Source organism: Arthrobacter sp. JCM 19049 (assembly GCF_001310435.1).
Genome location: NZ_BAXF01000053.1, coordinates 1 through 10,289, shown reverse-complemented (window position 1 = coordinate 10,289; position 10,289 = coordinate 1). Strand labels below are relative to the sequence as shown.

At 63.7% G+C, this 10,289-nt stretch carries 10 protein-coding genes and 3 pseudogenes; 10 read left to right on the top strand and 3 right to left on the bottom strand.

Annotation, left to right across the window (positions count from 1 at the left end; genetic code table 11):
* The 3 genes and pseudogenes from JCM19049_RS04500 to JCM19049_RS04490 all read left to right on the top strand — a co-directional run.
* A pseudogene (locus JCM19049_RS04500) lies at positions 1 to 330 on the top strand (pyruvate dehydrogenase (acetyl-transferring), homodimeric type); the annotation flags it as partial.
* Positions 331 to 610: 280 nt separating this feature from the next.
* Positions 611 to 1,015, top strand: a complete 405-nt coding sequence (locus JCM19049_RS04495; RefSeq protein WP_054820937.1) for a hypothetical protein — start codon at positions 611 to 613, stop codon at positions 1,013 to 1,015.
* Positions 1,012 to 1,476 carry an AEC family transporter gene (locus JCM19049_RS04490; protein ID WP_054820936.1) on the top strand — a complete coding sequence of 155 codons (465 nt, stop codon included), beginning with the start codon at positions 1,012 to 1,014 and terminating at the stop codon, positions 1,474 to 1,476. The genes JCM19049_RS04495 and JCM19049_RS04490 overlap by 4 nt, the downstream gene beginning before the upstream one ends.
* Positions 1,477 to 1,672: 196 nt before the next feature.
* Here the strand turns inward: JCM19049_RS04490 and JCM19049_RS18625 are convergent, their stop codons facing one another.
* Positions 1,673 to 1,855: a hypothetical protein gene (locus tag JCM19049_RS18625; RefSeq protein WP_138176192.1), complete on the bottom strand. Its 183-nt coding sequence runs from the start codon at positions 1,853 to 1,855 to the stop codon at positions 1,673 to 1,675.
* Between the two features lie 325 nt (positions 1,856 to 2,180).
* Between JCM19049_RS18625 and uraD the strand changes: the two are divergent.
* The 7 genes and pseudogenes from uraD to JCM19049_RS18615 all read left to right on the top strand — a co-directional run bounded on the left by uraD (position 2,181) and on the right by JCM19049_RS18615 (position 8,860).
* Positions 2,181 to 2,674: pseudogene (gene uraD, locus JCM19049_RS04485) on the top strand (2-oxo-4-hydroxy-4-carboxy-5-ureidoimidazoline decarboxylase).
* Positions 2,675 to 2,724: 50 nt separating this feature from the next.
* On the top strand, positions 2,725 to 3,081 hold the full coding sequence (gene uraH / locus JCM19049_RS04480; protein ID WP_054820935.1) for a hydroxyisourate hydrolase: 357 nt from the start codon (positions 2,725 to 2,727) through the stop codon (positions 3,079 to 3,081).
* A 4-nt stretch (positions 3,082 to 3,085) separates the two neighbouring features.
* Positions 3,086 to 4,015 carry a factor-independent urate hydroxylase gene (gene pucL, locus JCM19049_RS04475; RefSeq protein ID WP_054820934.1) on the top strand — a complete coding sequence of 310 codons (930 nt, stop codon included), beginning with the start codon at positions 3,086 to 3,088 and terminating at the stop codon, positions 4,013 to 4,015.
* A 78-nt stretch (positions 4,016 to 4,093) separates the two neighbouring features.
* Positions 4,094 to 5,628, top strand: a pseudogene (locus JCM19049_RS04470) (nucleobase:cation symporter-2 family protein).
* Between the two features lie 315 nt (positions 5,629 to 5,943).
* The gene (locus tag JCM19049_RS04465; RefSeq protein ID WP_054820933.1) at positions 5,944 to 7,869 is read left to right on the top strand and encodes an ABC transporter ATP-binding protein; all 1,926 of its coding nucleotides are present in this window, start codon (positions 5,944 to 5,946) and stop codon (positions 7,867 to 7,869) included.
* Between the two features lie 83 nt (positions 7,870 to 7,952).
* Complete coding sequence (locus JCM19049_RS18620; protein WP_279402458.1) at positions 7,953 to 8,348, top strand: serine aminopeptidase domain-containing protein; 396 nt, start codon at positions 7,953 to 7,955, stop codon at positions 8,346 to 8,348.
* A 65-nt stretch (positions 8,349 to 8,413) separates the two neighbouring features.
* Positions 8,414 to 8,860, top strand: coding sequence for a hypothetical protein (locus JCM19049_RS18615; RefSeq protein ID WP_279402457.1), 447 nt, complete (start codon positions 8,414 to 8,416; stop codon positions 8,858 to 8,860).
* A 55-nt stretch (positions 8,861 to 8,915) separates the two neighbouring features.
* On the opposite strand, the gene JCM19049_RS04455 is transcribed toward JCM19049_RS18615, so the two are convergent.
* On the bottom strand, positions 8,916 to 9,662 hold the full coding sequence (locus JCM19049_RS04455) for a M56 family metallopeptidase (RefSeq protein ID WP_054820932.1): 747 nt from the start codon (positions 9,660 to 9,662) through the stop codon (positions 8,916 to 8,918).
* A 5-nt stretch (positions 9,663 to 9,667) separates the two neighbouring features.
* Positions 9,668 to 10,033, bottom strand: coding sequence for a BlaI/MecI/CopY family transcriptional regulator (locus JCM19049_RS04450; RefSeq protein ID WP_279402456.1), 366 nt, complete (start codon positions 10,031 to 10,033; stop codon positions 9,668 to 9,670).
* Between the last annotated feature and the right edge of the window lie 256 nt (positions 10,034 to 10,289).

Here is a 10,289-nt window from a genome sequence, read left to right as displayed (position 1 = left end):
CCGACCCCGTACCTGACCGGTCAGCTGGAATCGGCGACCGGCCCGGTGATCGCGACCAGTGATTACCAGCGGGCGGTGCTTGAACAGGTGCGCCCCTACGTGCCCGGTGAGTACCACACCCTGGGAGCGGACGGGTTTGGGTTTAGTGATACCCGGGCCGCGGCGCGCCGGTTCTTCAAGATCGACGCGCATTCCCTGGTCGTCAAGACCCTGCAGGCGTTGGCTGAGCGGGGCGAGATCCCGGCCGATACCCCGATCAAGGCGCATCAGAAGTATGACCTGAACAACCCCAACGCGGGACGTTCGGGCAACGCTGGCGGCGACGCCTAACCACCCACCCAACGGTTCAACCGGCGGGACTCCCGGCAAACGGTGGCCACACCCCTTCCCCGTGAAGGAGCGTGTGGCCACCGTTTCCTATTCCCCGGCCATGGACTACTACCCTTGAAGAGCCCACAGAAGGAAAAATAAGGAGAGGCGTGTTCCTCGACGTACTCTATGGCGTATTGCCGCTGTTCTTCGTGATGCTCGTCGGTTATGGCGCGAGCTACTCACCGAAGTTTCCCGCCAGCGTCGAGCCAGCCTGAACGTCTTTGTCTTCTACGTTGCCTTGCCCGCGCTGCTCTATCGTGTGGTGGCCCACGCGAATGTCAGCGAGGGCGTTCCGGGAGCCTTTTTGGGCATCAGTGCCGGCGCTGCCCTGGGATTCGCGCTCCTGTGTTGGGTGACCTACCGATACCTCGTGCGTTGTTCAGCGCCCCGCGCCATGGCCGGGATGCTGACCACCAGCTTCGGTAACGTCTCCTACCTGGGGATACCGGTGATCCTTGGGGTGCTTGGCCCGTCGGCGGGATTTGCCGCCGGAATGGGCCAGCTGGTGCACAACGTCATCTTCATGGTGGGGTTCCCCGTGCTCGCGCAGCTCATGCTGCCGGCTGGTACGCCCACCCGCACAAGCCCAGCGGCGGGCGGATCCTGCGCACCATCCGCCAGGCGCTGGTTTACAACCCGGTGACGTGGGCCATGTTGCTTGGCGGCGCCGTTGCCATCTGGCAGTTGCCCGTTTCGGGGCCATTGGATGAGACCGTCGACCTGCTGGCCGCCGCGGCCGCTCCCGGCGCATTGTTCACCATTGGGTTGTCGCTGCGTCGCACTGTGCAGCGGTTGCGGCAACGCGGGGTACCGACCGGCGCCGGCGAACCAGGATCACGGGCGATGATGCCCTTGATGGTTTTGGGCAAGCTGGTGGCGCTTCCACTGCTGACGGTCGCACTGCTCCTGCTGCTGGCCCCGGAGCTGGATCCCTTGTGGTTCAATACCGCCATCTTAATGGCGGCGATGCCGACCTCGGCCACCGCGTACATCATGGCCCAGGCCGATACCGGGGACGGGGAACCCACGGCCCTGGCCATTGTGATTACGTGCGTGCTCTCCGTCGTTGTTCTACCCGCGCTCTCGCAGCTCTTCCTGAAATAGGTCGATACCATTCAACGGCAGCCATGAAGAAAACTGGGATCCGGTACCGCCGATTTCTAGTATCGAGCTGGATTTAGCTTCGATCCGTGGCAGGTCGGCGGAATGTGCGCAATGACCCGTTAAAGACGTAAAGACCATGCCCGACGCCTCAGGGACATGATCTCTACGTGGTCTTGATGCCTCGCGGCCCGCACTCCTACCGGCGCAACAGCCGATCCCAGAATCCGGGGGTCACCTCGGTGATCTTCAGCCGAGGGGAGAGGTCCGGGTCCACGCACGGAACAGGCTGGAACAAGCCGGTGCGCAGCGCCTCGGTGGCCGCGAGGACCATTGGCTCTTCCTTGGAACAATTCGTATTTGCCGATGAAATAGCGGTCATGCGACCCTCCTTGGGGTGTTCGTAAATTCCAAGATGTGGAACTTAAGTTTTATTGTGTGAAACAGTATGCCGGGCTTCCGAGGGCATTACAAGGGGTAAACCCAAAATTGTTAGTTAACGCGAGCAGAAACCCGATTAAGTCATACTTGTTAAACTTCGTGACCTGAACCACTTGACGGAACACCTGTGAGGTGGCTTACAGTAGTGGAACAAAGATTCCACGATCCAGAAACATCGAGTCGAAGCCGGCACTGCCAGCCGGTGGTAAGGGTGTCAGCGACCGGAACGTGGAGGTTCGACTTTTTCTGAAAGTAGCTGATCACCCATGGAACTTGCAGTGTTCAATTCGCTGGATAACTCTGAGGCCGCCGACGTCCTGCGCCCCTGCATTGACATCGACCGCTGGGTTAACGAGCTGATTGCTGCACGTCCCTTCACTGACGTCAGCGACCTCACGCAGGCCGCAGAACGCAGTGCCAATCCCTTTACCGCCCAGGAGATCGAAGCAGCCCTGGCCCACCACCCCCGTATCGGGGAGCGTGCGGCCGGCGAAAGCGCCGAAGCCAAGCTCTCGCGCAACGAACAGGCCGCCCTGAACCTGGACGAAGACGTCAACGCCCGCCTCATCGAGCGAACCGGGCCTACGAGGAACGCTTTTCCCGCGTTTTCCTGATCCGCGCCGCCGGACGCACCACCGAGGAGATCCTCGCAGAGTGCCAACGCCGCCTGGGTAACGATGACGACACCGAACTTCGGGAAGTCGCCGAGCAGCTGCGGGCCATCGCAGTGCTGCGTCTTTCCAACGCGGTCCAGAACTAGACCGCCACCGACCTCACCAGAAGACGCCTTAACCAAGGAGTTAGTTATCAATGGCAGATGTTTCGACTGAACGCAGTCACATCACCACCCATGTACTCGACACCGGGACCGGGAGGCCTGCCTCCGGTGTCAAGGCCACGCTGGAAGCCAAGACGGCATCCGGCTGGCAAGAAATCGGATCCGGTTCAACCGATGCGGATGGCCGCATCAAGAACCTGGGACCGATACAGGTTGAAGCCGGGCACTACCGGGTCTCCTTCGAGACCGGCGCCTACTTCGGGAAGCAGGGAACGGAAAGCTTCTTCCCCGCGGTAAGCATCGACTTCTACGTAAACAACGTCGATGAGCATTACCACGTACCTCTTCTTATCAGCCCGTTTGCATATTCCACGTACCGAGGGAGTTAGAACAATGACTACCGAAGCAACCGCACCGGCAGCCACCGACACCAAGATTGTCCTGGGCCAGAACCAGTACGGCAAGGCCGAAGTCCGTTTGGTGAAGATCACCCGCGACACCGACCGTCACCAGATCCAGGATCTGAACGTCACCAGCCAGCTGCACGGCGATTTCACCGCCGCGCACATCGATGGCGACAACGGCCGCGTTGTCCCCACCGACACCCAGAAGAACACCGTTTACGGCCTGGCGCGCAATGGCGTGCGCTCCGTAGAGGAATTCCTGATCAACCTCGGTGAGCACTTCACCGGTGAGTTCGAGTGGATCACCGGCGGCCGCTGGGCAGCTGAAGAGTACTTCTGGGATCGCATCAACGATCACGACCACGCCTTCTCGCGCAACAAGTCCGAGTTCCGCACCGCCGTGCTGGAAATCAGCGAAAACGGTGAGAAGAACATCGTCGCCGGCATCGAGGACCTGACCGTCCTGAAGTCGACCGGCAGCGAGTTCCACGGCTTCCCGGTGGACAAGTACACCACCTTGAAGGAAACCAGCGATCGCATCCTGGCCACCGACGTCAGCGCCCGCTGGCGCTACGATGCCGAGGCCATCAAGGCCGGCATCGACTACGACGCGGTGTACAACTCGGTCCGCAAGCTTCTGCTGACCGCGTTCGCCGACACCCACTCCTACGCACTGCAGCAGACCATGTTCGAAATGGGCAAGGCCGTGCTGGAAGCGCACCCGGAGATCGCGGAGGTCAAGATGTCCCTGCCGAACAAGCACCACTTCCTGGTTGACCTGGAGCCGTTTGGCCAGGACAACCCGAACGAAGTGTTCTTCGCCGCTGACCGCCCGTACGGTCTGATCGAAGCTACCGTCACCCGTGAAGGTGTGCCGGCCAACCACGCCATCTGGGCCAACGTCCCGGCGTTTATCTAACCCAACTCCGTGCTTGGGATGTGCCCGTGGTGCAACACGGGCACATCCCGGCAGCGACTGACTACAAGGAGGTCAGCCATGAGCGCTGCGCACTCAGAATCTATCAAAAGGCAGCGTCCCGAGGACGAGAAATTACCTCTGGGCAAGACTTTTGCCTACGGTCTGCAGCATGTGCTGACCATGTACGGCGGCATCATCGCCCCACCCTTGATCATCGGCGGCGCCGCTGGCCTGAGCAGCACCGAAATCGGTGTGCTGGTTGCCAGCTGTCTGTTCGTTGGCGGCCTGGCCACCATCCTGCAGACCGTGGGCATCCCGTTCTTCGGGGCCCAGTTGCCGCTGGTGCAGGGCACCTCCTTCGCCTCGGTGGCCACCATGGTCGCCATCGTCAATGGTGGTGGTGGTATCCAGGCCGTGTTTGGCGCAGTGCTGGTCGCATCGCTCATTGGCTTCCTAATCGCCCATTCTTTGCCCGCATCATCAGGTTCTTCCCTCCAGTGGTCACCGGCGTGGTGATCACGATGATCGGTGTCTCACTGACCCCGGTCGCCGCGAACTGGGCCATGGGCGGAGATGCCAAGTCTGAGGACTACGGCTCCCTGGCCAACATTGGCCTCGCCGCCGGCACCTGCTCATCGTGCTGCTGCTTTCCAAGGTCGGCAGCGCGGCACTGTCCCGCCTCTCGATCCTGCTGGCCATCGTCATCGGCACCGTTGCCGCGGCGATGCTGGGCATGGCTGACTTCTCCAATGTCGGCGAGGGCGCATTCTTCGCCTTCCCGCAGCCGCTGGCCTTCGGCTGGCCGGTCTTTGAAATCGGCGGCATCATCTCCATGACCATCGTGGTCCTGGTGATCCTGACCGAAACCACCGCCGACATCCTGGCCGTGGGCGAGATCGCCAAGACCAAGGTCGACTCCAAGCGCATCGCCGACGGCCTGCGCGCCGACATGGCCTCCTCCGTGGTGGCCCGATCTTCAACACCTTCACCCAGTCCGCCTTCGCGCAGACGTCGGCCTGGTGGCCATCACCGGCATCACCAGCCGCTTCGTGGTGGCCGCCGGCGGCGGCATCCTGGTGGTCCTTGGCCTGCTGCCCATCCTGGGCCGCGTGGTCGCCGCCATTCCGATGCCGGTCCTGGGTGGCGCAGGCATCGTCCTGTTCGGCACCGTGGCCGCCTCGGGCATCCGCACCCTGTCGAAGGTCAAGTACGACAGCGCGAACCTGGTCATCGTGGCCGCCTCGATCGCCTTCGGCTGCCTGCCGATCGTGAAGGGCGACTTCTACGAGAACTTCCCGACCTGGTTCGAAACCATCTTCCACTCGGGCATCTCCTCGGCCGCCATCATGGCCGTCCTGCTGAACCTGCTGTTCAACGAGTTCAAGCGCGGCTCGATGGGCAAGGACGGCTCGGTCTTTGCCGCCGCTCCGCCGCGCATGGTCAAGCAGGAGGAAATCTGCGGACTGCTGGAAGGCGACAGCTTCGAGGACGGCAGGCTGATCGACAAGGACGGGCAGGAGATCCCGGTCGTCACGAGCGAAGAGTTCGAGCAAGTGATGACGGGACAGATTGAGCTGCAACAGCTAAGCCAATCCAAAAGTTCAGGCCACTGACGCGACGGACGCTGAAACACCGGTCGAGGAGGACTCATCCTCCGAAGCCGGTGACGCGGACAGTGGCCCCCATCCAAGGCACTAGCCCGATACCCGGGCCTTGACCGAAGCCCCGACCACAGCAATGTGGCCGGGGCTTCGGTCCGTTAACGAGTATGCTCGAAGCCGATTGTGGGGCGTTCGGGAAGTGTTCGGCCTGCAAAGGCGTTATGCCATCGACAGGCCCGCACCGGCGGGCCAAGAATTTCCTGGGGACATCCCGCCATGAGCAGACGGAGAGTCCCGGCAAGACCCTGAGCTGGAGCGCAACAGATAATGAGCATGGAAAACGCGGCCTGGCATTCGCTGTGGCGAATGTCAGGGGACAAGGGCAAGGCCTACGCGCCCACCACCCCACGGCGGGTCCTGGCCTTCGCGGCCCGCTACAAGAGCCGGCTGTTGGTATTCGTGCTCTTCTCGGTGCTCTCGGCGGTGCTGGCGGTCATTACCCCGGTCCTGGCCGGACGCATTGTCGATGAGATCGTCGCCCAGAGCAGCATCAGGACAATTCTGACCATTGCCCTGGTCATCGCGGTGGTGGCGGTGCTCGATGCCGTGGTCTCCGTGGTGGTGCGCTGGTTCTCCTCCCGGCTGGGTGAGGGAATCATCTATGACCTGCGCACCGCGGTCTTCGACCACGTGCAAAAGATGCCGGTCGCGTTCTTCGCCCGGACCCGAACCGGCGCGCTGGTCAGCCGCCTGAACAATGACGTCATCGGCGCGCAGGCTGCCTTCGCCGGGACCTTGTCCGGTCTGGTGTCCAATAGCGTGGCGCTGGTGCTCACCGCCGGGGTGATGCTCTCCACCTCCTGGCAGGTCACCCTGGTGGCCCTGGTGCTGCTGCCGGTCTTCCTGCTGCCGGCCCGCCGCTATGGAAAATCCGTGGCCGTGCTGCGCAAGGAATCCGCCGAACTGAACGCCGCCATGGGCAACCAGATGACCGAACGCTTCTCTGCGCCAGGTGCCACGCTGATCAAGCTGTTCGGTCGCCCGGCCGATGAATCAGCACACTTTGCCCTGCGCGCCGGCCGGGTGCGGGACATCGGGGTGAAGACCGCGATGCGACAGTTCTTCTTCGTTGCGATGCTGACCCTGGTGGCTGCGCTCGCGCTGGCCCTGGTATATGGCTTGGGAGGCATGTACGCGGTGCGTGGGGCGTTGGCCCCTGGTGACGTGGTGGTTTTGGGAATGTTGCTGACGCGCCTCTACACTCCGCTCACCGCCCTGGCCAACGCGCGGGTGGAAATCACCAGTGCCCTGGTCAGCTTCGACCGGGTCTTTGAGGTGCTGGACCTCAAGCCGCTGATCACCGACGCCCCCGACGCGCGGGCCCTGGGCCCCGGTCCGGTTCCGGTGAAGTTCTCCCACGTCTCCTTCGCCTACCCCAGCGCCGAGAAGGTCTCATTGGCGTCCCTGGAGGACGTCGCGGTGCTGGATACGCGCGGTGGGCAGACGGTGCTGCATGACATCGACTTTGAAATTCCTGCCGGTTCCACGGTGGCGCTGGTTGGCTCCTCCGGCGCCGGGAAATCCACCATCGCCTCCCTGCTGGCGAGGCTCTACGACGTGGATAGCGGCAGTGTCGAACTTGCCGGAGTGGACGTGCGGAAGGTGACGCTTGAATCGCTGCGTGCCACTGTGTCGATGGTGACCCAGGATGGACACCTGTTCCACGAGACCATCGGCGCCAACCTGCGTTTGGCCAAGCCCGATGCCACGGAGGAGGAGATCTGGGAGGCGCTGGAGCGGGCCCGCCTGAAGCCCACGATCCAGGCATTGCCGGATGGGCTGGAAACCGTGGTCGGCGAACGCGGCTACCGGCTTTCGGGAGGGGAGCGCCAGCGGATGACCATTGCGCGCCTGCTGTTGGCGGCGCCGCAGGTGGTCATTCTCGACGAGGCGACCGCCGCACTGGACTCCGCTAACGAGGCCGCCGTGCAGGCGGCGCTCGGTGAGGCGCTGGAGAACCGCACCGCCCTGGTCATTGCCCACCGGCTCTCCACCATCCGCTCCGCCGATCAGATCCTGGTCGTGGAAGGTGGCCGCATCGTTGAGCGCGGAACCCATGGCGAGCTCCTGCGGCGCGCCGGCCGCTATGCCGAGCTGTACCGGACCCAGTTCTCCCAGGAGGACCCGATCCCTGGCGAGGGTGGGGAAGCGTCCGGTGTGCCAAGTCCTTCGCCGGTCTCCCGCGAGGGGTAGAACCGCTGTGGCGGGCAGCCGGCGTCCGGGGCGTCTGGGTCAACTTGTTTACTAGCTAGTAACTTATGGCTACCATGGTGATCATGGACACACAAGCAGTCATTCGTGAGCATGTGCGGATACCCGTAACCGTTCGTGACGGGGTGGCCGCGACCATTTACAAGCCCAGCCAGCAACCCGTGGGCGTGATGCTCGTTCACTCGGCGACCGCGACGCCGCAGGGCTTCTACCGGGCCTTTGCCGAATATGCGGCCGCAGCGGGCCTGCTGACCATCACCTATGACTTCCGCGGTACCGGGTTATCGGGTGAGGCCAAGGCCCACCCGCAAATCCGCATGCGGGATTGGATCCAGCAGGACGTGGCGGCCGTCGCGGACTGGGCGGCTGGCCGCTATCCCAACCTGCCGCACTACGCCATCGGGCACAGCGTGGGGGACACGCGCTGGTACTGGACTACGGTACCGAGAAACTCAGCGTAGCGGTCATGGTCTCCAGCCATATTGCCGCCATACGCACCATCAGCCCATGGCAGGAGCGTTTGCGGGTGCGCCTGGTCCTGACCGTCTTTGGGCCGCTGCTGACCAGGCTGCTGGGATACATGCCGGGCAAGAAACTGACGCTGGGTGAGGATATTCCGGCCGCCGCGCTGTTTGAGTGGTCCAGGTGGACGCAGAAGCGCGAATACTTCTTTGACGACCCGAGCATGGAAGCCGAAGCCCGCTCCGATCGGGTCAGGATTCCGGTGCTGGCGGTGGGGGCCAGCGATGATTTGTGGGCCTCGCCCAAACAGATGGACCGGCTCACTGCTCACCTGGGCAATGCGCAGGTTGAGCGCCGCACAGTAAAGCCCAGCGAGCTGGGGCTAAAGAAGATTGGCCACCACGCTGATGCGCCGCGGAGTGGGGGAGCAGGTGTGGGCCAGGTTCTCAACTGGTTGCAGGAGCAAGAGCGCGCCACCGAGCTGGAGTCCCCGGCGGCCGCCTCGGCCTAAATCCGGATCGCGTCGGGCACCTGGCAGCGTGCTGCCAGGGGCCAGCGCCGCAGTGTCAGCCGTTGAGCCCGCAAGAGCATTCCCGCATCCCCGGTCTCCTGGGACATGTGCCAGAGGGCGTTGGCCAGATTGACGGCCCCGGCCTGCTTGGCCGCGGTGTCGTCGGCGGCCAATTCCACCAGCAGCAAGGTCGCCTGCTTGAGACGGTGTCCGGCGGAGAAGAAGCGCGGCAGGCACAGGCGTTCAGCTCGGCGATGCGCACCACCCAACCGTGGCGGTGACGCAGGTGGGCGTATTCATGGGCCAGCACCGCCTGCAGCTGCGGGGCGCTGAGCAGGTCCTCAAGCCCGGTGGACACCAGGATCTGGGGCAGCCGCCCGGGCACGGCGCACGCGACCGGTTCGGCGACCTCGAAGCGCACGAAGGTGAACTCATCCCGCTTCTCGCGGGACACCGCAGTGGGCGCCATCTTTCGCAGGGTGGCACGCTGGGAGGCGTTCAACGGTTCGGTGAACGCGAAGACCAGGGCAATGATCGCACCGGCTACGGCCAAGGCGAGCCAGGAGAATACCGCGGTCGCCACGGCCTTGGTCAGGCTGGTCGAGGCGGTTGTGGTGACGGCGGCGACCACGAGGCTGACCACCATGGCGCCGGCGCACAGCGCGCCGATGAAGAATGAGCCGAACCAGCCGGCCAACGCCAATTTGGGCCGGCGTACCTGCCATTGGCCGGTGGTCAGGGCGACCGGGGCCAACAGCAGCAGGGCGATGGCCGTGACGCCGAAGCAGAGTGCAACCAACATGGTGGTTACCGGGTTTTCTGCTTCGCGCTCTTGGGGCCGATGGCCTGGCGCAGCAGGTCAAGGTGCTCATCGGAAAGGTTGCCGGCGAAGCGCAGCAGGGCCGCCTCACTGTCCGACGAGGCATTGAGTGCGGCGGTCATGGCCAGGCTGGTGTGCTCCCCGCCGGAATGGGTGGGCCGGAAGCGGATCTTGCGCGGGCCTTCCTCGATGCGGATGACCTGGCCCTTCTTTTCCAGCCGGTCCAGGGAAGTCATCAACGTGGTGTAGGCCGGGATATGCCCGGTGAAGACATCCTGAATTTCGCGGATCCCCAACGGTTCAGTGCTGTCCCACAGGATCTGCATCAGTTCGCGCTCGAGTTCGCCGCGCACGCGAGTAGGTCGACGAGTCATGAACACCTCCAGCCTTAATTCTACTAGGGCTGTCCAGTCCGCCCACTGTGAAGTTCGCCCGCCAACGGGCCCTCCCCACCGGCAACCGCCGTGCGCTGGGGGTGGAAGGCTAGATCTGCCGCGCGTTCTCCAGCACCGGCAACGCCGTCCGGGCCTGGTCGATGAGCGCCGGGTCCACCTCCACCAGGAGCAGTTCGATGTCCTCTGCTGCCTCGGCCAGCACCCGGCCCAGGGG